The organism is Cupriavidus sp. GW823-FHT06D04, from assembly GCF_058795055.1.
Map to the genome: position 1 here is coordinate 272,619 of NZ_JBXAHL010000001.1, position 25,853 is coordinate 298,471.

Genomic DNA, 25,853 nt, shown 5'->3' on the forward strand with positions numbered 1-25,853 from the left:
GCCGTACTTTCCGGTGCCGTCGCCTCCCGCATTGCCTGCCTTGGCGTACAATACCCGGCTTGACTGGGCGACCTGCCGGGCGTATATGGCCTGGCCGGCCCGGCCCGACGCCCCGCCTCAGTCCGGCCGCTTTCAACCGCGGCCATGGTTCCTGCCCCAGCTATTCGCCGGTTTTTCGCTCGATTCGCCCCAATTTGCCGTTCAGCACGCCATGAAAATCGCCCGTACCGAAGACATCATTGCCGACATCCGCGCCGGCCGCATGGTCATCCTCGTCGATGAGGAAGACCGCGAGAATGAAGGCGACCTGGTGCTGGCTGCCGATTTCGTCACACCGGAAGCGATCAATTTCATGGCCAAGCACGGCCGCGGGCTGATCTGCCTGACCCTGACCGCCGAGCGCTGCCGCCAGCTGGACCTGCACCCGATGGTCAGCCGCAACGGCACCCAGCACGGCACCAACTTCACCGTGTCGATCGAGGCCGCCGAAGGCGTGACCACTGGCATTTCCGCCGCCGACCGCGCCCGCACCGTGCAGGCCGCCGTCGCCCGCGACGCCAAGTCGGCCGACCTGGTCCAGCCCGGCCATATCTTCCCGCTGACGGCCCAGCCCGGCGGTGTGCTGATCCGCGCCGGCCATACCGAGGCCGGCTGCGACCTGGGCGCGCTGGCAGGCCTGACGCCAGCGGCCGTGATCTGCGAGATCATGAAGGACGACGGCACCATGGCGCGCCTGCCGGACCTGATCGAGTTCGCGCAGGAACATGACCTGAAGATCGGCACCATTGCCGACCTGATCCACTACCGCAGCCGCACTGAGAGCATTATCGAGCGTGTGGGCGAGCGCGACATGCAGACCCCCTACGGCACCTTCCGCAGCATCGCCTACCGCGACAAGCCCACCGGCCAGGCGCACCTGGCGCTGGTCAAGGGTTCGCCCGCGCCGGACCAGGAAACGCTGGTGCGCGTGCACGAGCCCTTCTCGGTGCTGGACCTGCTGGAAGTGAAGCGCACCACGCACTCGTGGAGCATCCCCGCCGCGCTGGAAGCCATCGCCGGCGCCGATAATGGCGTGGTGGTGCTGCTGAACTGCGGCGACTCGGCCGACCAGCTGTTCACGCAGTTCAGCGCGCTGGACGCGCCGCAGTCGCGCCCGCGCCGCAAGCCGGACCTGCGCACCTACGGCATGGGCGCGCAGATCCTGAAGGACGTCGGGGTGGGCAGGATGCGCGTGCTGGCGTCGCCGCAGCGCATGCCCAGCATGACCGGCTTCGACCTCGAAGTCACCGGCTACCAACCCATGAACGGCCAGGCCGACTGAGCCTGCGCCACCCGAACACCCCGGCAGCGCGCACCAGCGCCGTTGCCGCCCCGAAAACTGGAGAACTGAACAATGGATCACGGCTTCTACCCCAGCAACCTCGACGGTGAAGGCCTGCGTATCGGCATCGTGCAGGCCCGCTTCAACGAGCCGGTCTGCGCCGAGCTGCTCGAAGCCTGCGTGGCCGAGCTGGAAAAGCTCGGCGTCGAGGGCGAAGACACCCTGGTGGTGACCGTCCCCGGCGCGCTGGAAATCCCGCTGGCGCTGCAGAAGATGTGCGAGAGCGGCCAGTTCGACGCCCTGGTCGCACTGGGCGCCGTGGTGCGCGGCGAGACCTACCACTTCGAGCTGGTCTCGAACGAGTCGGGCGCCGGCATCACCCGCGTCGGCCTGGACTTCAATGTGCCGATCGCCAATGGCATCCTGACCGTGGATACCGACGAGCAGGCCCACGCCCGCACCCGCGAGAAAGGCCGCGACTGCGCCCGCGCCGCGGTGGAGATGGCCAACCTGGTCGTCGCGCTCGATTCGCTGCGTGGCCAGGAAGATGAAGACGAGGACGACGATGAGTGATACGTCGAACACCCCCGACAACGACGGCGGCAAGGCAGCCGGCGGCAAGCCCGCCGCGGCCCGCACCGAGGCCAAGGCGCCGCCCAAGAGCGCGCGCCGCCGCTCGCGCGAGCTGGCGCTGCAGGGCCTGTACCAGTGGCTGCTGAACCGCAACGACATCGGCGCAATCCAGGCCCACCTGCATGATGCGCAAGGCTTCAACAAGGCCGACCGCGAGCACTTCGACGCGCTGCTCAATGGCGCGGTGCGCGAAGAAGCCCGCCTGACCGCCGCGTTCGAGCCCTTCCTGGACCGCACCGTGAACGAGCTGTCGCCGGTGGAGCGTGCCGCCCTGCTGGTCGGCAGCTATGAGCTGGTGCACTGCCTCGACATCCCGTACAAGGTCGTGATCAATGAAGCCGTCGAGCTGACCAAGACCTTTGGTGGCGTCGAGGGCTACAAGTACGTGAATGGCGTGCTGGACAAGCTTGCCGCCCAGGTGCGCGCGGCCGAGGTCGCGGCGCGCCGCTGAGTTGCCAACCGAGCCGCCCGCGGGCCGGCCCACGCCATCACGGCTGGCTTGCGCCGGCAATGATGCAGACAACACCCGCCCCGGCGGGTGTTTTCATTCCTACCCACCCTCTTGCTGAACGGGCCCCAGGCCCGTCCCGGACCACCATGGACATGCAGCACCTGGCCACCGCCTCCCGCCTCGCCAATATCGACGCCTTCCACGTGATGGAGCTGGCCAAGCAGGCCGCCGCGCTGGAGCGCGCCGGCCGCCACATTGTGCACATGGGCATCGGCGAGCCGGACTTCACCGCCGCCGAGCCGGTGGTGCGCGCGGCCGAAGCCGCCATGCGCCGCGGCGTCACGCAGTACACCGGTGCGCTCGGCATCCAGCCGCTGCGCGAGGCCATCGCCGGCTATTACAAGACGGCCTACGGGCTGGATATCCCGGCCCGGCGCGTGATCGTCACGGCCGGCGCCTCGGGCGCGCTGCTGCTGGCGTGCGCGGTGCTGGTCGAGATCGGTGCCGAGGTGCTGATGCCCGACCCCAGCTACCCGTGCAACCGGCACTTCGTCGCCGCCTTCGACGGCGCCGCGCGCATGATCCCGAGCGGCCCGGCCGAGCGCTTCCAACTGACCGCCGCGCAGGTCGAGGCCAACTGGGGCGAGCAAACGCGCGGCGTGCTGCTGGCATCGCCCTCCAACCCGACCGGCACCTCGATCCTGCCCGACGAGCTCGCCCGCATCCTGCAGGCCGTGCGCGCGCGCAACGGCTTTGCCATCCTCGACGAGATCTACCAGGGGCTGTCCTATGACGCCCCGCCGGTCTCGGCACTGAGCCTGGACGAGAACGTGGTCACGGTGAACAGCTTCTCCAAGTACTTCAACATGACGGGCTGGCGCCTGGGCTGGCTGGTGGTGCCGGAGGCGCTGGTGGACGCCTTCGAGAAGGTCGCGCAGAACCTGTTTATCTGCGCGTCGGCCGTGGCGCAGTACGCCGCGCTGGCCTGCTTCACCCCCGAGGCCCTGGCGATCTACGACGAACGCAAGGCCGAGTTCCGCCGCCGCCGCGACCTGATCGTGCCAGCGCTGGAGACACTTGGCCTGCGCGTGCCGGTGCGCCCGGACGGCGCCTTCTATGTCTATGCCGACTGCCGCGGCGTCAACCACCCCGCCGCCGGCGATGCCGACCGGCTGACGCAGGCGATGCTGCACGATGCGGGCGTGGTCATGGTGCCGGGGCAGGATTTCGGCCCGCATACGGCGAAGGACTACATCCGGATCTCGTACGCGACCTCGCGCGAGAACATCGAGGAGGCGATGGCGCGCCTCGGCAAGCTGTTCCGCTGACCGGCCTCTGCCGCGGCTGAAGCAGGCAAAAGAAAAGCACCCCGCGGGGTGCTTTTCTGATTGGCGATCCGCGCTCAGGCGTTGTGCGGACCGTTGTTCGCTTCCAGCTTCTCGCTCGGAGCCAGGTGCTCGGCAGGGGCCTTGACCTCGACCGGCTTTTCGGCGTTGGCGGGCGCGTTGCGCACGCCCAGCAGCTGGCGCAGGCGGGCGCGCTCGGCCAGCACCTTGGCGCCGTAGCCGCCATCGGTGGCCGTGGTGGCACCGACGTAGTACTTCAGGCCGCCTTCGATCGAGCCAGCGCGGGCGATGCAGTCCTTGAGCACCAGCGCGCCGATCTTGATATTGGCGTACGGATTGAGCGCCGCGGCGACACCGCCGACGGCCTCGTACTTGTCCTGGTGGACCTTGGTCATGACCTGCATCAGGCCCTGCGCACCCACGCCGCTTTCAGCGTACGGGTTGAAGCTGGACTCGATCGCGATCACGCCCAGGATCAGCAGCGGGTCGATACCGACCTCGCGGCCGGTCAGGTAGGCCGCCTTCACCAGTTGCGCGGTGGCCTGGGCCGCCACGCGGTACTTGCGGGCGATGTAGTCGGCCACGGCCGCCTGTTCGCGGGCGGTGCCCAGCGTGCTGGTGCTGCGGGCATCCATCGCCACGCGCGTCACCGGGATCTGCGCGGCCAGGTGCGCGACCGACGGCACCTTGGCGGCAGCCGCCAGGCTCCATTCGTCCACGCCCGACACGGTCGGCAGGCCACCCTTGCCAAAGGCAAGCTTGGCCGCAGCGACGTCCGCCGAATGCGGCGGCACGGCAGTGCTGGCCACGGCAGGCGCGGCCGACATGGCGGCGCCAACCAGCACTGCGGGTGCTTCGTCACCCGCCAGCAGCGCGGCCAGCGTGGTGCGCCATTCCTGGCTCAGCGACAGCGACACGGCCGAAACGACCGCGACCACGCCCAGGCTGTTCAGGGCGTACTTCAGCGTTGTGCGGCCACCGCGCAACGCGCGGCCCGCGACCGGATGCGCGAGACGGACCTGCAATGCCCGACTCACTCCGGGTACCGGCTGTCGGAGACGGACCTGCAAGGCCCGCCCGATGCCGGGAAGATGAAGGGTTTTCCAACCGCTCATGCTTACCTCCATCCGTTGCCCGCTTCGCGCGCCCGACTGCGGCACGCGCCCGATCTCAACGTACTCAAGTAAGGATGCCGCGCCGTCTAGCAGTGACGACCAAGCATCTGTTGGCAGGCGCTCCCCGTGCGCCCAACTGGAAACAGGCTACGCTCTGGGGGAGCGCATCCTGCCACGACTAAACTCACTACGCTCCGGCAAGTCGCCGGAGGCGACCGGCCGGCCCGCTTGCATTCGGGCCTGACCATCGGTCTTTGCTGGAGGGACTTTCTGGCACATTTACTTGATGTGCACCCCTTGACACAGGGGGAAATTCCATGTTGCGACGCAACACTCCATGGAGCAAGACCGGATTGTAGGAACGGTGTTATATCCCGTCAAGAATAATAACTTCGATTTCTACTACTTATAGTTATTTGTAACAATGGTTGCCATGTCGGCATCGGAGCACCCGATTGCCCGCAAACGCAGGCCTGGCCTTGGCTGGTCGCTCGGAAAAGTACGCTGTCAGCGACAAAAAACTTACAATTTGCGCGGCTTGGTTTTGATGATTTTTTTGCCGCGGCGCCGGTGAATGTGTATCGTCACCGACTTGGACGCCGCCTTGCGGACGCTTTCCCCCGCCCCGCACCACAACAGAATTCACTATGCAATACAAAGACTTGCGCGATTTCATCGGCCAACTCGAAGGCATGGGCGAGCTACGGCGCATCGCCCGGCCGGTCGCGCCCAACCTGGAAATGACCGAAGTCTGCGACCGGCTGCTGCGCGCTGGAGGCCCCGCGGTCCTTTTTGAGAAACCTTCCGGAGCCAGCACCGATGGCGGTATCTATAGCGTCCCCGTACTGGCCAATCTGTTCGGCACGACACACAGAGTCGCACTTGGCATGGGCGCCGAATCGATGGAAGACCTGCGCGACATCGGCCGGGTCTTGTCAGCACTGAAGGAACCGGAGCCGCCGCGCGGTTTGCGCGAGGCCGGCAAGCTGTTCACGCTGGCCAAATCTGTGTGGGATATGGCACCAAAGCGCGTCAGCAGCCCGGCCTGCCAGGAGGTGGTGTGGGAGGGCAACGACGTCGACCTGGCGCGCCTGCCGATCCAGACCTGCTGGCCCGGCGACGCTGCGCCGCTGATCACCTGGGGCCTGGTGGTGACCAAGGGCCCGCACAAGAAGCGCCAGAACCTGGGCATCTACCGCCAGCAGGTGATCGGCCGCAACCAGGTCATCATGCGCTGGCTGGCACACCGCGGCGGCGCGCTCGATTTCCGCGAGCATGCGCTGGCCAACCCCGGCAAGCCGTTCCCGATCGCGGTAGCGCTGGGCGCCGACCCCGCCACCATCCTGGGCGCGGTGACGCCGGTGCCCGATACGCTGTCCGAGTACCAGTTCGCCGGCCTGCTGCGCGGCAGCCGCACGGCGCTGGCCGGCTGCCTCACGCCGACGCTGTCCGAGCTGAGCGTGCCGGCCTCGGCCGAGATCGTGCTGGAAGGCCATATCCAGCCCGACCCGAACCACCCCTCCGGCTACCAGCATGCGCTGGAAGGCCCGTTCGGCGACCACACCGGCTATTACAACGAGCAGGACTGGTTCCCGGTGTTCACCATCGACCGCATCACCATGCGGCGCGACCCGATCTACCACTCCACCTACACCGGCAAGCCGCCCGACGAGCCGGCGGTGCTGGGCGTGGCGCTGAACGAAGTGTTCGTGCCGCTGCTGCAGAAGCAGTTCCCGGAGATCACCGACTTCTACCTGCCGCCCGAGGGCTGCAGCTACCGCATGGCGCTGGTGCGCATGAAGAAGCAGTACGCCGGCCATGCCAAGCGCGTGATGTTCGGCGTGTGGAGCTTCCTGCGGCAGTTCATGTATACGAAGTTCATCGTGGTGGTCGATGACGATGTCGACGTGCGCGACTGGAAGGAAGTGATCTGGGCCATCACCACCCGGGTCGATCCCAGCCGCGACACGGTGCTGGTCGACAACACCCCGATCGATTATCTGGACTTCGCCTCGCCGGTGTCGGGCCTGGGCTCCAAAATGGGCATCGACGCGACCGACAAGTGGGCGGGCGAGACCACGCGGGAATGGGGCACGCCGATCTCCATGGATGCCGCGGTCAAGGCGAAGGTCGACACCATGTGGGAAAGCCTGTTCGAGCGTCCGGCCGGCAACTGAACCTAAGGGCCGTTATCATGGCAGGCTGATGCCAGCTGCCGCCACAGGCACCTGGCATACCCATCGCCACCATCCGATGCCCGCGACAGACGGGCCCGAGGAGGAGACATGAGCACCCCCGCCCCTCTGACCGAAGGGAACCTGATGTGGACGCCCTCCGCGGCGTTCCGCGACAGCAGCCAGGTCGCGCGCTTCATGCACTGGCTGCGGGCCGAGCGCGGCCTGGCCTTTGACGACTACGACAGCCTCTGGCAGTGGTCGGTCACCGAGCTGGAAGCCTTCTGGGACGCCGTGCGCGCCTATTTCGACGTACGCTTCGACACGCCCGCCACGCAGGTGCTGGACCGCCGCACCATGCCGGGCGCGCGCTGGTTCGAGGGTGCCACTCTGAACTACGTGCAGCAGGTATTCCGCCACGCCGGTACGGGCAGCGCCCGCCAGCGCGCCGCGATCCGCCATGCCGGCGAGGCCCAGCCGCTGGCCGATCTCAGCTGGGACACGCTGCAAGCGCAGGTGGCGTCGCTGGCGCATGCGCTGCGCCAGATGGGCGTGCAGCGCGGCGACCGCGTTGCCGGCTACCTGCCCAATATCCCCGCCACCATCGTCGCCTTCCTGGCCACGGCCAGCCTGGGTGCGGTCTGGTCGGGCTGCGCGCCGGACATGGGCCAGGTGGCGGTAATCGACCGCTTCCGCCAGATCGGGCCCAAGGTGCTGATCGCCGTCGACGGCTACCGCTATGGCGGCAAGGTCTACGACCGCACCCCGGTGCTTGCCGACCTGATCGCCGCCCTGCCCTCGCTGACCGACCTGGTGCTGGTGCCGCAGATCGGCAGCCCTGCAGCGCCGCCTGCCGGCGTGCGCGCGCATGCCTGGCAGGAGGTGCTGGCGCACGACGTGCCGCTGGCGATCGAGCCGGTGCCGTTCGACCATCCGCTGTGGATCGTCTATTCGTCCGGCACCACCGGCATGCCCAAGCCGATCGTGCATGGCCATGGCGGCATCGTCATCGAGCAGCTCAAGCTGATGGCCTTCCATAACAACCTGGGCCCGGACGATGTCTTCCACTGGTACAGCAGCAGCGGCTGGATCATGTGGAACGCGCAGGTGGCCGGGCTGCTGCTGGGCACCACCATCGCGCTGTATGACGGCAACCCGGCCTGGCCCGACGCGGGCGTGCTGTGGCGCTTTGTCGACGACGCCGGTGTGACGCTGTTCGGCGCCGGCGCGGCCTTCTTCATCAACTGCATGAAGGCCGGCATCGAACCGGCACGCATCGCCGACGTGTCGCGCCTGCGCGGGCTCGGCTCGACCGGTTCGCCGCTGCCGGTGGAGGCCTACGACTGGATCTACCGCCATGTGCGCGAAGACATCTGGCTGGTGCCGATGTCGGGCGGCACCGACTTTGCCGGCTCCTTCGTCGCCGGCTGCCCGCTGCTGCCGGTCTATTCCGGCGAGATGCAATGCCGCTGCCTGGGCGCCAAAGTGGAGGCCTTCGACGACAACGGCCAGCCGCTGCTCGACGCGGTGGGCGAACTGGTCTGCACCGAGCCGATGCCGTCGATGCCGCTCTACCTGTGGGGCGACGCCGACGGCAAGCGCTATCGCGACAGCTATTTCGACACCTATCCCGGCGTCTGGCGGCATGGCGACTGGATCAAGATCACAAAGCGCGGCGGCGCGGTGATCTACGGGCGCTCGGACGCCACCATCAACCGCCACGGCATCCGCATGGGCACCAGCGAGCTGTACCGCGTGGTGGAAGACCTGCCGGAAGTGCTCGACAGCATGGTGGTCGACCTGGAATACCTGGGCCGCGAATCCTATATGCCGCTGTTTGTGGTGCTGCGCGAAGGCCTGGTGCTGGATGATGCGCTGCGCGACACCCTGCGCCTGCGCATCCGCGAAGCGCTGTCCTCGCGCCACGTGCCCAACGAGATCGTGCAGGCACCCGGCGTGCCGCGCACGCTGTCGGGCAAGAAGATGGAGGTGCCGATCAAGAAGCTGCTGCTCGGCCATGCGCCTCAGGGCATCGCCAACCGCGATGCCATGGCCAACCCGGACACGCTCGACTGGTACTTCGACTATGCCGAGCGCTTCCTGAAGGCACGGCAGGCCGACCCCGCCACGGCGTAACGCCGGCGGCCGCGGCGGTTGCCAGCGAGGACATCAGAACTCCACATCCAGTTCGCTGATTTCGTCGGGTTCCTCGCGCGCCGCCGCGATCCACTCCTGAAGTTCCGGCATCGACAGGATCTGCTTGCAGTAGGCAACCGGCACGGGATCGAGCATCACGCCATAGGTGACAAAGCGCGTCACCACCGGCGCGTACATGGCGTCGGCCATGGTGCGCGTGCCGAACAGGTAAGGCCCGCCATAGCGCGTCAGGCATTCGGTCCAGATCGCCGTGATGCGGTCGATGTCCGCCTGCGCACGCGACCACACCTTCATCCCGGGGAAATGCCCCTTCAGGTTCATCGGCAGCGCCGAACGCATCGCGGCAAACCCGGAATGCATCTCGCCGCAGATGGCGCGGCAGTGGGCACGCGCGGCGCGGTCTTCCGGCAGCAGGCCGGCCTTGGGGTGGATTTCGTTCAGGTATTCGGCGATAGCCAGCGTGTCCCACACCGTGACGCCGTGGTGGCGCAGGCACGGCACCAGGATCGACGGGGACAGCAGCAGGATTTCCGCACGCGCCGCGGCATCGTCCGGCGGCACCACCACTTCTTCGAATTCCAGGCCGGCAAAGCGCGCCAGCAGCCAGCCGCGCAGCGACCATGAGGAATAGGTCTTGCTGCTGATGGTGAGTGTGGTCTTGGACATCGCGCCTCCTTTACTGCTTGTTGCCGCTCATGGCCGCGCACCTATGCAGTGCATCCGGCAGGCACCAGTCTGAAGCCGCTGCGCGCAATGCGCCGCGAAGCGGCGCCACGCCCATGCGCCAGGCGCATGCCTCGCTACTTGCGCGGCATCGTCCGCCCCGCTCACCGCACAAAGCGCAAGGCGCGTGCCAGGTCTAAACTGATGGCATACATATTGCGGCTGGCAAGTACCAGAATAGCGGGGAGCCGAGCCATGCTGTACCACGCCTACCAGATCTACGCGGACATGATACTGCCGGCCTGCACGCTGGCGGAGTTGGCTGCCGCGACGCTGGCGGCGAATCCCAGGTCCGGCGGTTTCGATGCGGTGCCCCGCCTGCGCGCCGCCTGCGAGCTCATCGCGCTGGTGCGGCTCACACACCACCGGCCGGCCTTCGGCATCGACCACGCCACCGTCGGCGGACAGCCGGTGCCGGTCACCGAGGAAGTCGTCGCGCGCACGCCGTTCTGCTCGCTGCTGCACTTCCGCCGCCACGGCATCGTCGGCCAGCCGCGCGTGCTGCTGGTGGCGCCGATGTCCGGCCACTTCGCCACGCTGCTGCGCGGCACGGTCCAGACCATGCTGGCCGACCACGACGTCTATCTCACTGACTGGCACAACCCCCGCGACATTCCGCTGCTGGCCGGGCGCTTCGGCTTCGATGAATTCGTGCAGCACCTGATCGGCTTCCTGCAGACGCTGGGCGGCGGCACGCATCTGGTGGCGATTTGCCAGCCAACCGTGGCAGCGCTGGCGGCGGCCGCACTCATGGCCGAGGACGAAGACCCTGCCCAGCCGCCCAGCCTGACGCTGATGGCCGGCCCCATCGACGCGCGCGTCAATCCGACCAAGGTCAACGTGCTGGCCATGAGCCAATCCCTCGAATGGTTTGAGCGCACCTTGATTGGCATGGTGCCCCTGCGCTTTGCCGGCGCGATGCGGCGCGTCTACCCGGGCCACGTGCAGCTGCTGGCCTTCATGAGCATGAACCCGGAGCGGCACGAACAGGCGCTGCGCGAGCTTTACGCCCTGCGCGAGCGCGGCGAGCACGACAAGGCCGACGCCATCCGCGACTTCTACATCGAGTACTTCGCCACCATGGACCTGACCGCGGAGTTCTACCTGGAAACCGTCAGCCTGGTATTCCAGCGCTTCCTGCTGGCCCAGGGCCTGCTTGACGTGAGCGGTCGCCGTGTGTGCACGCGCGCCATCCACCGCACCGCCCTGCTGACCGTGGAGGGCGAGCGCGACGACATCTGCGCCATCGGCCAGACCGTGGCGGCGCAAGACCTGTGCGCCAGCCTGAGCCCCTACATGCGCATGCATCATGTGCAGACCGGAGTCGGGCACTATGGCGTGTTCAACGGCAGGCGATGGGAGACGCAGGTGTACCCGCTGGTGCGCAACACCATCTACACCAGCAGCTAGGACGGCAGCGCGCTGGCCTGGCTTATCATGGCAGCTGCGCCGGGCGGCACGCGAACGGCGCGGCACCAACGATCAACATGCCATTGCTTCCGACACAAGACTTCCAGGGCCAGCCACTGGTCCGGATCGGCGCTGCCGACACGTTCCTGCTGCTCGCCCCGCAACACGGCGGCCGGCTGGTCCGCTGGGTGCACCGCGGACAGGACCTCCTCTACTGGCCGGATGCTGCCGACTGGTCCCGCCCGGCCAAGGTCCGCGGCGGCAACCCGCTGCTGTTTCCGTTTATCGGCCGGCATTTTGCCGAAGGCAATCCCGGGCAGTGGCGCGACGGACAAGGGACGGTGCACACGCTGGCGCAGCACGGCTTTGCGCGCGACCTGCCCTTCGACGTGAGCGCCATCGACGCACAAGGCGCGATCACGATGACGCTGCGCGACAGCGATGCAACGCGCGCCGGCTACCCCTTTGCATTCGCCTTCGACGCCATCTACCGCTTGCTGCCCGACGGCCTTGAAGTCACGCTGCGCACCACCAATACCGGCACGCAGCGCCTGCCCTGCTATCCCGGCCACCATTTCTATTTCGCGCTGCCGCACGCGCAACGTGCCACCGCATCGCTGGCATTGCCGGGCACGGACCGCATGCGCCAGCTACCCGATGGCAGCCCCGGGCCCGCAGAGCCAGGCGAGACGACTTACCAGCTGGACGATCCACGCCTGCAGGACACGTTCCACGTCTTCCGCGACAGCCCGTCCGCCACGCTGGCGATGCCAGACCGCCGCGTCACGTTCGAACTCGACCTCGCCGGCAGCGCGCCATGGCATGCCGTGACGACCTGGTCCGAAAACGAAACCTCTGACTTCTATTGCGTGGAACCGTGGGCAGGCCTGCCCGACGCGATCCACCACGGCCAGGGGCTGCGCTGGATCGCGCGGGGGCAAACGGAAAGCGCGGTATGCCGGCTGCGGGTGGCTGGCTGAGCCAGTGCACCAGGCTCAGTGCTCGAAATCCAGCCCACCGATCAGGATCGCCGGGTCAGCCTGCGATAGCGAGCGGGAGTCGATCCCGCGCGGTTCCTGCCAGGCGCGCAGTTTGGCCGGCAACGCCGCCAGGTAACCGGCAAGGCGCACCTCGCCCCCCCCGCGAACAAGCGCTGCACCTCCAGCCCATCCCACGCCAGCGTGATATCCAGCGCATAAGGGTGGCGCCGCAGGTCCGGCGGACCCTCCCCGGTCACGCGCAGGCGCGGCGGCCGGCCGGGGGCCTCGGCGGGCAGGGAGTGGAGTTGCAAGCGCCGGTCATGCTGGCCAATCGCGGTGGCGATGCGCGGCACGCATTCCGCTTCAAAGCGGGCGAAGAAATCGGTGGTCAAGGTGGCGGCGTCCTGACGTTGCGAGTTGGAACGATGGCGGCACACAGCTGTGCCCCATCGTGCCAGCCGCTACATGCCAGCCGGCGTCAGGCTGGCCGGTACACCCAGAAGCCCTAGTAGCACTGGTGACCCAGGGCTCCATATTCCCCTTACCTTTAAAAGGTTATAAAAGGCCTTTTAGGTAGGCTACGTGTTCCAGCCGTTGGAAGGCCGGCTGTGCCAGCTATCCCCTGGGGATAGCTGGCAGTGTTCGGCTAGTTCATGGGCTGTGCACGCTGTACCTCTCGTGCTCAATACCAGGCGACCTGTTTGTCAGTGCGCGTCTGCCTTCTTCCTCAAGCCCCATGCCTGGGGCGATTCGGATGGTTAGGCTTGGAGCGGCGCTTGCAAGCGCGAATCTTGACCCTTCAGCCTTCTACAGACGGATATCAATGGAAGCTGGCGTGGCGAATAGCTTGGGTTCCTTGCCGAGCGGAAATCCGATCACGTACAGGACGTTAGCTGGCATTGGCCTGTCCGGGTCCGAGCTTCCCTTCAGCAGCACTTGGCGCTCGGCATAGCAGAGCGAAACGCCAAGGGTCTTGAGCACATCGATGTTGGCTTGCATCGTGTCCGACGCCTCGCGCTTCTCTGCTTCGGTATAGGCGTCCAGGGCATCGCGGTAGTTACGGAAATATTCCATCAGTGCGGCGAAGCGTTTGTCCGCTTCGCCGCCCATTTCGAAGGCCAGCTCCGACATGTCCATCGTGCTGGTCTGCGCCAGCTCCGCCAACTGCTTACCCGTGGTCAGCCGAATCGCCGCGAAGGTGACGTGCTCCCGGTCGAACTGTTCCTGCGCTGCCTTGAGTTCGTCTTCTGGTGGAATCGCGAATGGCTTGTTAAGCGCGTCGATGTCCAGGAAATCGAACGCGCTGGCCAGCGCCCGGCAGATGTCGGGGCCAGCGGGCCAGCCTTGTTCGACGCGCTGGACGGTTCGCACGTTGAGTCCAGCGATCACGGCTAGCTGCTCTTGCGTCCATTGCCGGGCGTCGCGGAACACCTTGATGCAGACAGCCAGCTCGGCCGGAGTCAGTAGGCGTACTGGTGGCGTGTTTTCCGTCGCATTCATTTCGTTGCTCCTTCGTTATCGACTGACGTGGCCAGCCGTGCTGGCCACGTCATTGCGCATGGCATGGCCGCACCTGGCGAGGGGCCAGAACGCAAGCAAGAATCCGACAGCGGCCAGCACTGCCACATAGTGAGCCGGCGCCATTGCGTCGTGCTGCAGCCACAGCGTGAGAATCATCGGCGTGAGGCCGCCAAAGACTGCGTAAGACATGTTGTAGGCAAACGAGAGACCGGTGAACCGCACTGGTGTCGGAAAGGCACGCACGCCGGCAATCGGCACGGTGGCGATGGTGCCGACGAACAGACCCAGCAGTCCGTAGTGCCAGAACAGCGTGCCAGGCGTGCCGGGCAGGCTGCCGTAGAAGAGGTAAGCGGTCATGAGAAGTCCGCCCCAGCCGATCAGCATGACGGCGCGGGTGCCGATGCGGTCGCATGCCCAGCCGACGATTACGCAGCCGATGGTCAGCGTGAGGGTGGCGAACGCATTGGTCTCGAGCGCGAGCGCGGCGGGTATGTGGTGGATCTTCTGCAGGTAGGCGGGCGTGTACAGGACCACCACGACGATGGAGGTCGAAAGTACCCAGGTCAGCAATGCGACGAACAGGCTAGCCGGGCGGTGCTCGCGCAGCACAGTGCGGATCGGCAGTTCGCGCGCCAGATTGCTGCGGTCAGCCAGCTCGCGGAACACGGGGGTCTCGTGCAGAAAACGGCGCAGGTACACCGACACAAGTCCGAAGACGCCGCCCAGGATAAAAGGGATGCGCCAGGCGAAATCGCTCACCTGCTCAGGCGTGTAGTGGCGATTGATGGCGACCGCCACGAGCGAACCCAGCAGGATGCCACCCGTGATGCCCGAGGTCAGGGTCCCGATGCCGAAACCGTAGTGCCGGCTCGGCACGTGTTCGCCGACAAACACCCAGGCACCAGGCATCTCGCCACCGATGGCCGCGCCCTGCAGCACGCGCATCGCCAGCAGCAGCAGCGGTGCCGCGACGCCGATGCTGGCGTAGGTGGGCAGCAGGCCGATCATCAGCGTGGGCGCTGCCATCAGCAAGATCGACAGCGTGAACATGCGCTTGCGGCCAAGCCGGTCACCAAAGTGGGCGATCACGATGCCGCCCAGCGGGCGTGCCAGGTAGCCGGCGGCGAAAATGCCGAACGTCTGCAGTTGTCGCAGCCAATCTGGCATGTTGGCCGGGAAGAATAGCGCGCCCAGCACCGTGACGAAGAAGACGTAGATGACGAAGTCATAGAATTCGAGCGTGCCGCCGAGGGCGGCAAGACCCAAGGTCTTGTAGTCGCGAGCAGCCAGCGTGCGCGCCGGTGCGGGTAAGACGCCGCCCGGTACGCTCAGGAGATTCACATGCGGTTCTTGTTGTGGATTCACGTTCGGTCCTCGTCAGGTAGTGATCAATGGACTTCGGTCAGGGCTGGTCCTTTTGAGACCAAGACCCCATTGGTTGCGCGTGAGCGATGCCGATCAGGCATGTGCCACGCTGCATGGAAATGCACAGTTGGTGCGCGGACATCAAGTCGTGCGCACCGTCTTTCCATGCTGGTCTTTGTGCGGAACCGACTGCTGCAACCAATGAGGTGCAGCAGAGGGCGGCCGGTCCGGCTAGCGGAACGGCCGGCGGGTTCGGTCAGTCGGGGATCGAACCGTCTACCTGCGCCAGCTGCGCATACACCGATAGCGATCGGTTTGGCCGGAAGTACAGGTCGCGAAGAATCGGCTTTTTGAGCGGTCCAACGATGGATGCCAGGTCGGACAGCTTCACATGGCCCAGTTCGGGCATGCCGATACCCACGTCGCACAAACCGTATGCGGTGTCACCATCGGCGGGGTCGAGCGCGGCCAGTAGCCAGGTCGCATGCGCATCAGGCGTAAACAGCCGCACCACAGGCAGCGGGTCGCTGGCGTGGCCGGTTGCGTACGCGTGGCCGTTTGCGAGTAGCTGTGCACGTTGCTCCTCGGTGATTAGGGTTGGGTACATCGATGTTTCTCCTAAAAATTCACTCCACCGACGGAGGGCAAGGCGATAGCGGGGCCGGCCTGACGTCCCCCCGAACTTTGCGCGCCGAAGCTCGCGCATAGGGACCGCGCGGGCCACGCCCGCAGCAGCAAAAGATCACTTTCTGGGTATCCTATCCCGTGGTATCGCGTCCGTCAAATTGCGACCATTGACGCATGGCGAGACCCTCACCGAAACACTCTGGCAACCCCGCACTTGCATCCATTGGCAAGACGGTCCGTGCTATTCGGAAGGTCCAAGGGTTTTCACAAGAAGATTTGGCGCTTGCGACAGATATGGACCGCTCTTACATCGGCGGTATTGAGCGGGGCGAACACAATCTGACAGTGCTCAACTTGGCTAGGATCGCGAGCGTGCTAGGCACGTCTGCCGGTGAGCTTCTCACTCAGTCAGGCGTGTAAGAGATGGTCATGGACACCTAGGGTCGCTCGACTGGCTGACTTCTTTCCACGCCGCGCCGAGATATGTCGATCTGGACCGCCGTCGTCTTGAATTAGACTGACATAGTCACAAAGCGGCGCAGCGGCCTTTGACTAGCGGCCCTCCCCTGCTTGGGACCAACCTAGGGACCCTGAAATTCGACGACGCACCCAGGCAAAGAGCAGGCATGATCCGCGACCCGTTCCTGCTTGACATCGACGCCGCTGATCTGCAACCTCACCGTCCAAGTCCCGTGAGTGACCGTGACGACCGCCGCGACCGGGACTGAGCTCATCACCATAGAGCGAGGAAGCGCAGAACCAGAACAGCGCTATGTAAGCTACAAAGATCAAGACGCACGCCATAACAACAATGTGACAGATTGCCATACGTCGACTACCCTGGTCATCTTGGCTTCCAGTAGCTTACCGAGCCGCGCCAATACCTATTGCAAACTATTGCAAAATTGACGCGAGCGCATCGGCAATGCGGTACCGCCCCCCAGGAGTTAGGAATCGCACATATTGCCGGCTCCCTCGCGCTCGCTCAGGGGCGTCAAAGTCAGACGGAACGCCGATCAAAATTGAATTTACGTCCCCACTTGCGTCGCAGCCCCTCCTGCAGCTCCATGGAAGACGCCCGCTGCGCAACCTTATGCTATTTAGGCCGGGACTACACGCGGTGACTCCTGCCCAGAACTGGCGGACGGGGATAGCGACAGGTAAGGGTTGTTCGGCGGCATATCGGAGAACAGGACTCGTGGGTCTTCCAACAGGTAGCCATGAAGTCTCCGCGACTTCCGCGGCCCCACCACGGTGCAGGTCCAGATATTCGCGCCGTCCTGCTGTTTGCAGTGCAAGTGCAGTTTCTCGAACCGTTTCTGCACCCATTGCCAATCGGGCACTCGAGCTTGCTTGGCAAGGAAAGCGGTTTTGGGATGTTCTTGGGCATAGCGCTGGAACACACCGGGGCTGACTAGATAGACGGTATCGGCGACCGTATGCACCAATGCCTTGGCGTCATTGATGATGAGCGTGCGTGCTTCGATGTGCCGGCGCAGCCAAGCAACAAAATGCTCGCCTGACGGCGTTTGCTCCTGTCCCGAAGTTAAGGCGGGTGCCAGGGAAACCGAGTCGATAGGCGCCCTCGACTCTGCGGACTCGACGGTCCGGTCCTCTATAACTGATGGGTCGATTTCCGTGAGTGATAAGGTAGCTGCCGACGCTGCGCCGGGAGCGACTAGCAGATCCAACGCTTCGCCGCTATCGCCCGTTGGCTGGCTAGCAGACGAAGGCCGAGGCGCGGGCGAACCCGCAATGCTTGGCAGAGATGCGAGAGTCGCTGCCTCTCCTGCTTCCTGGACTACCGTCACCGTACCGGTGAACGATGGGGGCCGCTGATCTCCTTCCCAGATCAGCGAGGGTGCGAGGCGCAGAAGCGTGAAGGTATGGGACCAACCGACATCGCTTGTCACCGTACCTTTCCAGATCGCCTTGCCGTCCAGAGTGGGTAAGGCGATGCCGTGATCCTGCAGCACGTTGAACACGGCCGTATTGCTCGCCGGAATCCCGTCGATGCCCTGCGACAACAGGTGTGCCCGCAGCTTATCGGAAACGGTCTTGCTCACTAACCAGAGCGCATCCTGAGTCAACCAGCCATCGGAAGCCTGAGGCTGGTTCAACTTGAACTCCTCCTTGAGCAGATAACGCAGGCCCTCCAGCAGCTTGCGCTGCAACGCGTTGCGGGATACAGCCAGCGCCTTACTCGGATCACCGCCGAGCTCCTGAGCGACCGAGGCCTGATCGGCCTGAACCACCAGCTCGCCTAGCGTGCCGGCGTGCTCGTTCTGGCCCGCCAGGACATAAAGCAAGGCGGCCCACAAGTCAGGATACCCACTCAGCCAGTCGAGAATGTCTGTATCGAGCAGGCGAGCGTACAGCAGCCCCGTTGCTGCGCCGTGAAGCCGGTACTCGCGATTCTTGGGGTAACGAAAGCGGTACGGCAGTCGAAGTGGCCCATGCCAGGGATGCCAGACAGTGCCGTCGCCATACTCGACCTGCAGATCCACAGCCACCTTGCCGACATCGTGCAGCAGTGCCGCGTAGGCCGTGCCCGCGGTCCAGGCTTCCGCTTGGGCAGCTTGAGCTTCCGGCGTCGAGCCAGCCGGAAGGAGATGGGCTTGTCGCAACTTCAGCGCGTAGGCGACGGTTTCCAGTCCGTGATCCAACATGCCGCCGGGGTAGGCATGGTGGTGGCATTCCGAGGCCGGAAACAGTTGGACCAGCTCGGCGTAGCGTTCCAACGGCGCGCCGTACAACGTGGCGAACTGGTTGCGGGAGACGGAAGTGCGCTGCCAAATGTGCTCCAGCAGCTTCTGTCGGCGCGGTGTCGCCAGCAGTGACGCGGCCGATTCTGGCCGCGTCAGCCCATTAGGAGGCTCCATGGTGGCCGTAGACCGGGTGTCGGTGTTGGGCGGCACTCTCCTGCGTAGGAACAACGAAAGCATGGCGAATTTCGGATGACGGGCAAACTTTGGATCCTTGGATATAGCGTCAACAGTTCTTCCCAGGCCACAGCCAATGCGGGCTTCGCCAAAGTCGGATTGACCGTCGGTTCCTGCGAGACCCCACTGACCAGGTTAGGGCTTGTCACGTTGTTGGCGCCGAAGGTCGACCACCTGATAACCGGCGACAAGGGGCTGCTGGCCGCCAGTACCCCGTCCTCACGCCCGCGGAATTTTGGGCACGCCACGCAGTCTGATTGGATGTTGCAGGGAAATCAGCCTCTCGGTTGAAAAACCGTGCAGGATTCAAGAACGAGTATCGAGGGACAGGGCAGGACGAGCATGAGGTAGCCACGATGAAACACGTTGCACAAACCACTTTCGCGGAGGGTGTGGGCCGGACCCTGGGCCGGCTGTCGCGGCGTGTCATGCGCTTGGGTAGGAAGGCAACTGGCTGGCTGACGGCGCATGGGCTGGCACCTGGCGTTGCCAAGGTGGTGGTCCTGGTCACCAAGCTCGTTGCACTCGGACTGCTGCTCTACACCGCTTTCTGGGCGTCACTGCTCACGTTCGCTGTGGCGGCGGCTCGGGTGGCTCGGAACACCGAATATGGCGAACCAGAGGAATGGGCGATCGGGGAGCAAGCTAAGCACAAGAAAAATCCAGGATACGACCCCATTCTTTATAACGACACTCCAGACCCCGGGTTTTACGACCCCCCGGATTGACAAAGACTGAAGACCGGCAAGCGGAGAGGCTGGTATTCACCTGAGCTTGTTCGACACGACCCCCGCCCCCTTTCCTCCGGCTTGACCCGCTGGCCGCGTGACATCCGAAAGACCTTGGAGCATGCCGCCGGCACGTACTCCCGCCAAGGACAGAGCCGCCACCCAAAACGTAGGCAGCACAATAAACATCGTCGCCATGACGAAGTTCAGCAGCATGTCGCCGAAGGCATTGTTCAGGCCGATCAAGGGATCGAAGTTTGAGTGCGGCCGGTTCGCACCAAATCCCCAGCCGTAGAGTGCATCGAGGATCGTGCTGTCCAGCCAGCGCGCAAGTTGGAACCAGAAGTCCACGAAGAACAGCGCGAACTCGGCGCAGCTCACAGCGACCACGGCCTTCAGCTCGTAGGTGCCGAACAGCAGCACCAGTGGGATGCAGATGACGAGTGCCATCTTGAGCAGCGACAGCACCATCGGCAGTGCCTGGCGCACCACGTCCATGGCTGGGAAGAAACCAGGCGACCCGGCGGCTAGGCCGAGATCGCCAGTGCCGCGCGCCACAATGTTGGGCAGCGTCTTCTCGATCTGACCGCCGTAGTCGGTATAAACGGCCCCCTGGTTCATCTTCTGATGCCGGGGCGAGACGACGGCGCGGACCACCGAGTCGTTGACCTCATTCTGCGAGAGGAACCCCGCCCATCGCCCGATACGAGAGAGCAGATCGGGATCGACCTGGCCCAACAGGCGTGCGCGCAGCCCACTGCTGCCATCGGACCACCATTGCCGGCAGGTCGGATAGCCGCCGCCACTGTCCACCTGGGCCAGCCCCGCATCGCGGGCCGCGTCATAAGGCCAAGCCGTGCGCGGTGTGCTCGAATGGTAGGTGTCGTAGAAGCCGGCGGTGTTGAGGAAGTAGCCCGAACCGATCCAGGTGACGTCGTTCATCTGTTCGTCGGAGAGCGTCGGCCGGCTCATGAACAGCTTGGCGCGCGAAGGGCCATAGCAGTCACGCACGAAATCGCCAACTTCCTGGGCCAGCACCGGGCTATCGATGCGCGTGGCGTCAACATCCATGCGCATCTGCCGCAGGTCAGTTCCACAAGGAATCGCCGCCACCGCGGCGCCCGTGACTGCCTTCGAGATGGCGTGCATGAAGAACCACCACACCGGCACCAGTGCGCTCTGGTCATTGAGCATCGTATAGGAGCTGGACCAACCTGTATCGGCCGGCTGGGGGACATTGACTTGGCACTGCCGGGAACGGCTCGTGTCGAATTTGATCGTGCTGAGATCAACCGGAATCAAGGGGATGCCGGCGAACAGGATCACTACGATCGCAACCCACACGCGGTTCTCGATGCGCATCGAGGACAACACGCCCTTGTTGCCCTCGTCCGCGCCTTCTGTCCTCGCGCGCAGCCACTCGTGGATCACGATGGCAACGAACGGCAGCGCGAACAGGCCGCTTTCCACGAGGATGTTCCAGATGCCGTTGTTGACCACCCACCCCACCAGGGTCAGGTAATACTCCAGGTAGTCGGTCGTGTAGAGGGTCATGAGGTCATCCCAGCTTCAGGCATGGCGCAGCAGTTGGCTGCCTTCGAGCAGCACGATGGTGATCACGGCCGCGATCTCGACTCGCAGCAGGCGTTGATGCGCTTCGCCCGATGGCTCGCGCTGCCGCAGGCGCCCGCGCATCCACCACCAGCCATAAGCCGTCGCTGCGTAGAGAAGCAGCCGCCAGACGAGGAAATGGGTCGCGTGAGCACGCAGCCAGTGCTCCCAGCCGTCGATGCTGCCGATGACGTGGATGCCGGCCACACTCACAACCACGAAGATGCCGGCTGCCACCAGTATCCACAGCAGCACAATGCCCACGCGGCGGCTGAGCAGCCAGGCCGGCCGCAGCCAGGTCCGGGCAGTCACGGCGTGCTCCGCGGCTTCTGCACTTCCTTGAGCCGATCGCGCGTGGTGTCGCCCTCGAAGATGCCGCGCGATCCGCCGGCGCGGGTGTCGTGGCGCTGCACGATCGCCAAGGCGGAGTTCCCGGCCAGTGTGCGCCGCAACTCCAGCTCGGTCTTGAGGTTGTTGATCTCCTGCGCCAACGTGCCGTTCTCCCGGTCGACCTCCTTCACGGCCAACTCATTGGCTGCGACGTTCGGCTCCTTCCTGCCGGTCAGCAGCGTGCGCTGCAGCAGCAAGGCCTTCTCCAGCACACTTGACAGCGCCACCTCGGAAGCCAGCCGCTTGCCCAGCAAATCCTGGTCGGGCTCGTCTCGCAGGGCTTCGATCACGCCGCGGGTGATCGGCAGCGAATTGCTGCCGGCCGCCTCGAGGTTCGCTACTGTCGTCGGCTTCACACCCGTCACCAGCTCCTGCAGTGCCTGCAGTTTGGCTTCGTACTCTTCATGAATCACCGGCGTGAGGCCGACGCCCGGCGTGGTCTGCGTCTTGGTGCAGTTGTCGCAGGTACGCTGCTCGCGCTCGCCCAACACACGGGTAGCGAAGTTGATAGCAGCCTGTGGCGAGGACCACGTGAGGCACGTCAGCCTATTGCCGCAGGACGCAGGCGAAATCGATGACGTCTCCGTGACGTTGCGCCCGTTGAGCAAATTGTAGCCCGCACGCGTTACGTCGCTCACCACCTTGATTGGACTCTGGCTAGAGCCGCCCGCATTGCGGCCGCCTACCCATGGCACGCCGTTGTTGCCCTTGTTCGATTCGGCCCGAGCGACAGCTGACACGGCATCGGTACTACTCACCGCATTGCGCAGCGCCATACCCTCGGCGAGTTGGTCCCAGCCCGCCTGGCCGCCGGCCAAATCCGCCATCCGGTTGGCGATGGCCCGGCAGGTCATCTTGGAGCGGTCGAAGTCCAGGCGCGCCTGTAGCACGCCGTTGGCTAGCAGGTTGTAGAGCGCCGGATCCGCGCGCTGGATGATCAGCGCCGGCAGCGACGCCACGGCGCTGGTGGCGTTCTGGATCACTGAGGACATGATGGACTGGAAGCCGTTAGTGGCGCCGTTCAGCTGGTTCTGCAGCGTCGTCGTTAGACTCATGTCCCCGCAGATAAGGTTGCTGTTCCAGCCGACACCGACGCCGATGCTTTTCATGTTCCCAGCCCCGCTCATGGACACGGCCCGGCCACCGCCCACACTGTAGAGCACGTCATTGCCAATGACGCTGCCGCTCGCGCTTGCGCCATTGCGGTCGATATGGGTCTGCGCCCACGTGACGCCTGCTGCCGCCGTGACGGCGCAAGCGAGCGCGATAATCAACGCGTAGGGCCTAGCACGCCCTGTCATACAAGAATAGAACACCTTCATCGGGAATCCTCATGTTAAATCAACGCTACCAAGGAAGACCTGTCCCCGACGCTGGCAACAGGCATAGGGCCGCCACAGCGCCCAGGCGTAGTCGCCCTGCGTGGCCTGCACACGCGGGCTGCTGTGCGGAAAAACGGCACAGGAGTTCGAGAGCGTCGGGCTCAGCTCTTGCCACTTTCCGGTGGAAGCGTTGCCTTCCATCAGTGCACCAGCCGGCCAGTAACCATCCCGGGTATTCGCCAGCAGCGGTTGATAGACGTGGGGCTGGGCGCGCCGTGTAACGACGTCGCCCGCGCGCTGCGCGACCACGGCAGCGCTCTTGTAGTCATCGGTCTGATGCAAGAATCCGCCGCGCGGATAGACATTGCCCCACAGATCCCCCGTCACGCGGCTACCGATCTCTCGCATACCAGAGGTCAGCGCCTCCGGATACACCATCTCGGGCACGTTGTAGCGCCAGGCCGCCGTGTCGAGCGTGCTCAGAAAGTACGGCATGAAAGCCGTACCCGCGCCCTGACAGGTGTAACCAAAGGTCCTGGCGAACTCGCTGAATACCGAACCCGCAGGGTGCCCAATCACGTCGGTGTTCTTGAACTTCGCCACGTTGTAATCATTGCCATGGTTCACGGTGCCGTCGCCACCGGCTTGGGCGGTGTCATTCGGCATGCTCATCGCACGCACTTCCATCCATGGGTTCTCGCCAGTATTCGAATAGCTCGATACCACGGCATCCGGCACGTAATGACGTACTTTCAACGACGTACGCACACTGCACCCCGACCACGAGCAATACAGCCAGTAGCAGATGCCGACGACGCGGTATTCCAGACAGCCGGGCGACGCAATAGAGGCCACGATGGTGGCCGTGGTCAAAGCGAATGCCGACGCGGCACCGCTCAGGAGCGCTAAAGCCATAGCCAGCCGAAACCGGCGAGAGAGTGGCAAGAGCAGGCGATTCATGGCTGTTCCCTCCGATGGTTTTCAATGCGCGCCACGGCGCGCGCAACGTCCGGCTCGCCATAGACCACATAGCGGCCGTCGACCACTACGGCAGGCACCTTGGTGATGCCCAGGGCCCGAGCATCGGCGAACCCTTGGTAGGCCTGGCCTATCCGGCGCTGAAGTTTGCCCTCGCGTAGGCGCTTGCGCACGAGGTCGGCGGCGAGGATCGCATCTGCGGGCAGGCCCGCAGACAGCTCGCCCTCGATCCGCGAGGGAAGGTCCAGTTCGATGATTCGCTCACCGCCCATGGCTCGTACTGGATGGCGGCTGTCGGTGATGACAAGCACGTCGGCGGCGAAGGCGGGCGTGCAGAATGTGATCAGCATCGTTGGCAATACAGCAGCGAAGCTTGGGGCCGGCCACCCCGGCAAGAACTTGAGTAGAAGGGCTGACATGCACGGGATCCTTGGAAGCTGATCAGAGCCATAGTCAAGCGCTGAAGGCGGCATCGCCTCGACAAACAAGCCGCACTGCGCGCGTTCCGTTTGTTGGCTCAGCAAGAAGCGCGTTGCATTGGCGACAAGAAAAGCGGGAGCCGAAGCTCCCGCAGGGTGGAATATGCGCGTCCGCAACGTCGCCGTGACCGGGTTACAGCAGCCCCGATTCGGCGAACGAGTACGGTGTGCCCTTGCCGATGATGACGTGCTCCAGCAGACGAACATCCACCAGCGCCAAGGCGACACTGAGTTGGTCCGTGAGCACTCGATCGGCCATCGACGGCTCGGTTATCCCGGACGGATGTTGATGCGCAAGGATGAGCGCCGAGGCGTTGAGGGCCAAGGCGCGCTGAACAACGACTCGTGGATACACCGCGACCTCGCTACGCGAGCCCTTGAACAGCGGCTCGTAGGCGAGTACCCGGTCCTGAGCGTCGAGGAACACCGCTGCAAACACCTCGTTGGGCTCCGCAACCAGTTTGAGGCGCAGGAAGTCGCACACGGCCGCGAGACCGTTCAGCACCGGACCAGACTTGAAGACACGCTTTTCCAGCACGGTGATGGCCTGCTGGATGATCCAATCCTCGTGCTGCGCGGCAAGCAGAGCGAGCGACTGCGAGGTGGAATCAGACACGAAAGACATTGCAAAACCTCCAATGGTTAAAGTCGGAGGCGCATGCCCCGGGAGGGCAAAACCCTCCAATGGATGACGGCATGAGGCATCGGACAAACAGGCATCCACCACCGCGGTGGCGATGGCTGTTCGCGCCAGGGATGCGATGCGAACGGGGTTTCGATCAACGCGGTCGCGCCGCGCCGTAGCCTTGAAGATCGAGGCTACCTGGGCATGTCGCCGACGATTGCGGCGGGCATATCTGTCGTACTGTACGGATCGGCAGCGGTGTGGCCGCCAGCGGCGAGCAAATCGAGCGCCGAAAGCAAGGCATCGCCCTCGACTGGCCCGTGCAGCAGCAGCGTCTTACCCGTCTCACGGTCCAGTAGAAGCAGGGCCGGTGTGGCCGTGACACCGGTCTTGGCCGCCTCCTCGGCTTGGGCGCGAATGACTGCATTGGGCCGCTCGGACGCCAAGCACTGCTGCGTGGCAGGCGACAGGTCGGGATAGCGCAGTTCCTCCGGCAGGCCCTGGCCATTACCGCGGGTATGGGTATAGACCCATTCGACCGCCTGCCAAAACGCAGCATCGCCGCCGGCAGCACCGACGCATTCGACGAGGCGGGCTTCGGCGGATGCGGCCGGCTCGTGCATCGCGAGCGGCAGATGGTGCCATTGCAAGGCTACGTCTGGGTGTTCATCGATCCAGCGCTTGAGAACTGGGAAGTAGGCTCGGCAGAACTGGCATTCCAGGTCGGCATACTCGATCACCGTGAAGCGCGCGTCAGAACGGCCGCGGCGCCAAGGCGGTCCGGGTACGGTCGTGCCCCCAGTCTTCGCCTCGGCATGGGGCTCAACCTGAACAGTAGCAGGCGCCATGGCCTGCGGACGCAGTACCAGCCAGGCGCCTCCGCCTATCAGCGAGGCGGCCACCAGCAGTACGGCAAGAAGGGGCCGGGATTGGGTAGCGCCGGAACGTTGCATCA

At 64.9% G+C, this 25,853-nt stretch carries 23 protein-coding genes and 1 pseudogene; 10 read left to right on the forward strand and 14 right to left on the reverse strand.

Features of this window, described 5'->3' with window-relative positions; translation table 11 throughout:
- Nucleotides 1-211 precede the first annotated feature (211 nt).
- The 4 genes from ribBA (at nt 212) to AC1Q7H_RS01320 (ending at nt 3,733) form a co-directional block, all read left to right on the forward strand.
- Nucleotides 212-1,321, forward strand: a complete 1,110-nt coding sequence (gene ribBA / locus AC1Q7H_RS01305; protein ID WP_013957644.1) for a bifunctional 3,4-dihydroxy-2-butanone-4-phosphate synthase/GTP cyclohydrolase II — start codon at nt 212-214, stop codon at nt 1,319-1,321.
- A gap of 72 nt (nt 1,322-1,393) precedes the next feature.
- Complete coding sequence (gene ribH / locus AC1Q7H_RS01310) at nt 1,394-1,894, forward strand: 6,7-dimethyl-8-ribityllumazine synthase (RefSeq protein WP_013957645.1); 501 nt, start codon at nt 1,394-1,396, stop codon at nt 1,892-1,894.
- Complete coding sequence (gene nusB / locus AC1Q7H_RS01315; protein WP_013957646.1) at nt 1,887-2,405, forward strand: transcription antitermination factor NusB; 519 nt, start codon at nt 1,887-1,889, stop codon at nt 2,403-2,405. Before ribH ends, nusB begins: the two co-directional genes overlap by 8 nt.
- 146 nt (nt 2,406-2,551) lie before the next feature.
- Nucleotides 2,552-3,733 (forward strand): pyridoxal phosphate-dependent aminotransferase, encoded by a 1,182-nt coding sequence (locus AC1Q7H_RS01320; RefSeq protein WP_153953710.1) that lies wholly within the window; start codon nt 2,552-2,554, stop codon nt 3,731-3,733.
- A gap of 74 nt (nt 3,734-3,807) precedes the next feature.
- Here the strand turns inward: AC1Q7H_RS01320 and AC1Q7H_RS01325 are convergent, their stop codons facing one another.
- The gene (locus AC1Q7H_RS01325) at nt 3,808-4,866 is read right to left on the reverse strand and encodes a lytic transglycosylase domain-containing protein (RefSeq protein ID WP_013957648.1); all 1,059 of its coding nucleotides are present in this window, start codon (nt 4,864-4,866) and stop codon (nt 3,808-3,810) included.
- 647 nt (nt 4,867-5,513) lie between these two features.
- Between AC1Q7H_RS01325 and ubiD the strand changes: the two genes are divergently transcribed.
- Nucleotides 5,514-7,043, forward strand: coding sequence for a 4-hydroxy-3-polyprenylbenzoate decarboxylase (ubiD, locus tag AC1Q7H_RS01330; RefSeq protein WP_492380846.1), 1,530 nt, complete (start codon nt 5,514-5,516; stop codon nt 7,041-7,043).
- A gap of 108 nt (nt 7,044-7,151) precedes the next feature.
- The gene (locus AC1Q7H_RS01335; RefSeq protein WP_492380847.1) at nt 7,152-9,176 is read left to right on the forward strand and encodes an acetoacetate--CoA ligase; all 2,025 of its coding nucleotides are present in this window, start codon (nt 7,152-7,154) and stop codon (nt 9,174-9,176) included.
- Nucleotides 9,177-9,209: 33 nt separating this feature from the next.
- Here the strand turns inward: AC1Q7H_RS01335 and AC1Q7H_RS01340 are convergent, their stop codons facing one another.
- Entirely contained in the window at nt 9,210-9,863 is a 654-nt protein-coding gene (locus AC1Q7H_RS01340; protein ID WP_013957651.1) for a glutathione S-transferase family protein, read from the reverse strand.
- A 252-nt stretch (nt 9,864-10,115) separates the two neighbouring features.
- Here AC1Q7H_RS01340 and AC1Q7H_RS01345 point away from each other — a divergent pair, with 252 nt between their 5' ends.
- Nucleotides 10,116-11,330: a polyhydroxyalkanoate depolymerase gene (locus AC1Q7H_RS01345; protein ID WP_211980075.1), complete on the forward strand. Its 1,215-nt coding sequence runs from the start codon at nt 10,116-10,118 to the stop codon at nt 11,328-11,330.
- Nucleotides 11,331-11,407: 77 nt separating this feature from the next.
- Nucleotides 11,408-12,310 (forward strand): aldose epimerase family protein, encoded by a 903-nt coding sequence (locus AC1Q7H_RS01350; protein WP_492380848.1) that lies wholly within the window; start codon nt 11,408-11,410, stop codon nt 12,308-12,310.
- A 15-nt stretch (nt 12,311-12,325) separates the two neighbouring features.
- On the opposite strand, the pseudogene AC1Q7H_RS01355 reads toward AC1Q7H_RS01350, so the two are convergent.
- The 4 genes and pseudogenes from AC1Q7H_RS01355 to AC1Q7H_RS01370 form a co-directional block, all read right to left on the reverse strand.
- Nucleotides 12,326-12,702: pseudogene (locus tag AC1Q7H_RS01355) on the reverse strand (DUF5594 family protein).
- 415 nt (nt 12,703-13,117) lie between these two features.
- Nucleotides 13,118-13,810, reverse strand: coding sequence for a helix-turn-helix domain-containing protein (locus AC1Q7H_RS01360; RefSeq protein ID WP_013957655.1), 693 nt, complete (start codon nt 13,808-13,810; stop codon nt 13,118-13,120).
- Between the two features lie 15 nt (nt 13,811-13,825).
- Nucleotides 13,826-15,196, reverse strand: coding sequence for an MFS transporter (locus AC1Q7H_RS01365; RefSeq protein ID WP_492380849.1), 1,371 nt, complete (start codon nt 15,194-15,196; stop codon nt 13,826-13,828).
- A gap of 256 nt (nt 15,197-15,452) precedes the next feature.
- Nucleotides 15,453-15,803 (reverse strand): DUF2958 domain-containing protein, encoded by a 351-nt coding sequence (locus AC1Q7H_RS01370; RefSeq protein ID WP_492380850.1) that lies wholly within the window; start codon nt 15,801-15,803, stop codon nt 15,453-15,455.
- A gap of 194 nt (nt 15,804-15,997) precedes the next feature.
- Between AC1Q7H_RS01370 and AC1Q7H_RS01375 the strand changes: the two genes are divergently transcribed.
- Nucleotides 15,998-16,243, forward strand: a complete 246-nt coding sequence (locus AC1Q7H_RS01375; RefSeq protein ID WP_041228056.1) for a helix-turn-helix domain-containing protein — start codon at nt 15,998-16,000, stop codon at nt 16,241-16,243.
- Between the two features lie 680 nt (nt 16,244-16,923).
- Here the strand turns inward: AC1Q7H_RS01375 and mobH are convergent.
- Entirely contained in the window at nt 16,924-18,768 is a 1,845-nt protein-coding gene (gene mobH, locus AC1Q7H_RS01380; protein ID WP_492380851.1) for a MobH family relaxase, read from the reverse strand.
- A gap of 353 nt (nt 18,769-19,121) precedes the next feature.
- Between mobH and AC1Q7H_RS01385 the strand changes: the two genes are divergently transcribed.
- Nucleotides 19,122-19,493, forward strand: coding sequence for a DUF3742 family protein (locus AC1Q7H_RS01385; RefSeq protein WP_492380852.1), 372 nt, complete (start codon nt 19,122-19,124; stop codon nt 19,491-19,493).
- A gap of 36 nt (nt 19,494-19,529) precedes the next feature.
- Here AC1Q7H_RS01385 and AC1Q7H_RS01390 read toward each other — a convergent pair whose 3' ends face one another.
- From AC1Q7H_RS01390 to AC1Q7H_RS01420, 7 genes are all read right to left on the reverse strand, one after another.
- Nucleotides 19,530-21,047 (reverse strand): conjugal transfer protein TraG N-terminal domain-containing protein, encoded by a 1,518-nt coding sequence (locus tag AC1Q7H_RS01390; protein ID WP_492380853.1) that lies wholly within the window; start codon nt 21,045-21,047, stop codon nt 19,530-19,532.
- 15 nt (nt 21,048-21,062) lie between these two features.
- A complete protein-coding gene (locus AC1Q7H_RS01395) occupies nt 21,063-21,416 on the reverse strand; it encodes a hypothetical protein (protein WP_492380854.1) in 354 nt (117 codons plus the stop codon).
- Complete coding sequence (locus AC1Q7H_RS01400) at nt 21,413-22,795, reverse strand: integrating conjugative element protein (protein ID WP_492380959.1); 1,383 nt, start codon at nt 22,793-22,795, stop codon at nt 21,413-21,415. The genes AC1Q7H_RS01395 and AC1Q7H_RS01400 overlap by 4 nt, the downstream gene beginning before the upstream one ends.
- 30 nt (nt 22,796-22,825) lie before the next feature.
- Nucleotides 22,826-23,776, reverse strand: a complete 951-nt coding sequence (locus tag AC1Q7H_RS01405; protein WP_492380855.1) for a TIGR03756 family integrating conjugative element protein — start codon at nt 23,774-23,776, stop codon at nt 22,826-22,828.
- Entirely contained in the window at nt 23,773-24,213 is a 441-nt protein-coding gene (locus tag AC1Q7H_RS01410; RefSeq protein ID WP_492377899.1) for a TIGR03757 family integrating conjugative element protein, read from the reverse strand. Before AC1Q7H_RS01410 ends, AC1Q7H_RS01405 begins: the two co-directional genes overlap by 4 nt.
- 193 nt (nt 24,214-24,406) lie before the next feature.
- Nucleotides 24,407-24,898, reverse strand: coding sequence for a JAB domain-containing protein (locus AC1Q7H_RS01415; RefSeq protein WP_492380856.1), 492 nt, complete (start codon nt 24,896-24,898; stop codon nt 24,407-24,409).
- Nucleotides 24,899-25,092: 194 nt separating this feature from the next.
- The gene (locus AC1Q7H_RS01420; protein WP_211982312.1) at nt 25,093-25,851 is read right to left on the reverse strand and encodes a DsbA family protein; all 759 of its coding nucleotides are present in this window, start codon (nt 25,849-25,851) and stop codon (nt 25,093-25,095) included.
- Between the last annotated feature and the right edge of the window lie 2 nt (nt 25,852-25,853).

Excerpts from the sequence above, each read along its gene's own strand:
- AC1Q7H_RS01350 (WP_492380848.1), top strand. The coding sequence starts at position 11,408 with ATGCCATTGCTTCCGACACAAGACTTCCAGGGCCAGCCACTGGTCCGG.
- ribBA (WP_013957644.1), top strand. The coding sequence starts at position 212 with ATGAAAATCGCCCGTACCGAAGACATCATTGCCGACATCCGCGCCGGC.
- mobH (WP_492380851.1), bottom strand. The coding sequence starts at position 18,768 with ATGCTTTCGTTGTTCCTACGCAGGAGAGTGCCGCCCAACACCGACACC.
- AC1Q7H_RS01405 (WP_492380855.1), bottom strand. The coding sequence starts at position 23,776 with ATGAATCGCCTGCTCTTGCCACTCTCTCGCCGGTTTCGGCTGGCTATG.
- ribH (WP_013957645.1), top strand. The coding sequence starts at position 1,394 with ATGGATCACGGCTTCTACCCCAGCAACCTCGACGGTGAAGGCCTGCGT.
- AC1Q7H_RS01360 (WP_013957655.1), bottom strand. The coding sequence starts at position 13,810 with ATGAATGCGACGGAAAACACGCCACCAGTACGCCTACTGACTCCGGCC.
- AC1Q7H_RS01390 (WP_492380853.1), bottom strand. The coding sequence starts at position 21,047 with ATGACCCTCTACACGACCGACTACCTGGAGTATTACCTGACCCTGGTG.
- AC1Q7H_RS01370 (WP_492380850.1), bottom strand. The coding sequence starts at position 15,803 with ATGTACCCAACCCTAATCACCGAGGAGCAACGTGCACAGCTACTCGCA.
- AC1Q7H_RS01385 (WP_492380852.1), top strand. The coding sequence starts at position 19,122 with ATGAAACACGTTGCACAAACCACTTTCGCGGAGGGTGTGGGCCGGACC.
- AC1Q7H_RS01420 (WP_211982312.1), bottom strand. The coding sequence starts at position 25,851 with ATGCAACGTTCCGGCGCTACCCAATCCCGGCCCCTTCTTGCCGTACTG.
- AC1Q7H_RS01320 (WP_153953710.1), top strand. The coding sequence starts at position 2,552 with ATGGACATGCAGCACCTGGCCACCGCCTCCCGCCTCGCCAATATCGAC.
- AC1Q7H_RS01345 (WP_211980075.1), top strand. The coding sequence starts at position 10,116 with ATGCTGTACCACGCCTACCAGATCTACGCGGACATGATACTGCCGGCC.
- AC1Q7H_RS01415 (WP_492380856.1), bottom strand. The coding sequence starts at position 24,898 with ATGTCTTTCGTGTCTGATTCCACCTCGCAGTCGCTCGCTCTGCTTGCC.
- AC1Q7H_RS01400 (WP_492380959.1), bottom strand. The coding sequence starts at position 22,795 with ATGACAGGGCGTGCTAGGCCCTACGCGTTGATTATCGCGCTCGCTTGC.
- ubiD (WP_492380846.1), top strand. The coding sequence starts at position 5,514 with ATGCAATACAAAGACTTGCGCGATTTCATCGGCCAACTCGAAGGCATG.
- AC1Q7H_RS01325 (WP_013957648.1), bottom strand. The coding sequence starts at position 4,866 with ATGAGCGGTTGGAAAACCCTTCATCTTCCCGGCATCGGGCGGGCCTTG.
- AC1Q7H_RS01340 (WP_013957651.1), bottom strand. The coding sequence starts at position 9,863 with ATGTCCAAGACCACACTCACCATCAGCAGCAAGACCTATTCCTCATGG.
- AC1Q7H_RS01335 (WP_492380847.1), top strand. The coding sequence starts at position 7,152 with ATGAGCACCCCCGCCCCTCTGACCGAAGGGAACCTGATGTGGACGCCC.
- nusB (WP_013957646.1), top strand. The coding sequence starts at position 1,887 with ATGAGTGATACGTCGAACACCCCCGACAACGACGGCGGCAAGGCAGCC.
- AC1Q7H_RS01410 (WP_492377899.1), bottom strand. The coding sequence starts at position 24,213 with ATGTCAGCCCTTCTACTCAAGTTCTTGCCGGGGTGGCCGGCCCCAAGC.
- AC1Q7H_RS01375 (WP_041228056.1), top strand. The coding sequence starts at position 15,998 with ATGGCGAGACCCTCACCGAAACACTCTGGCAACCCCGCACTTGCATCC.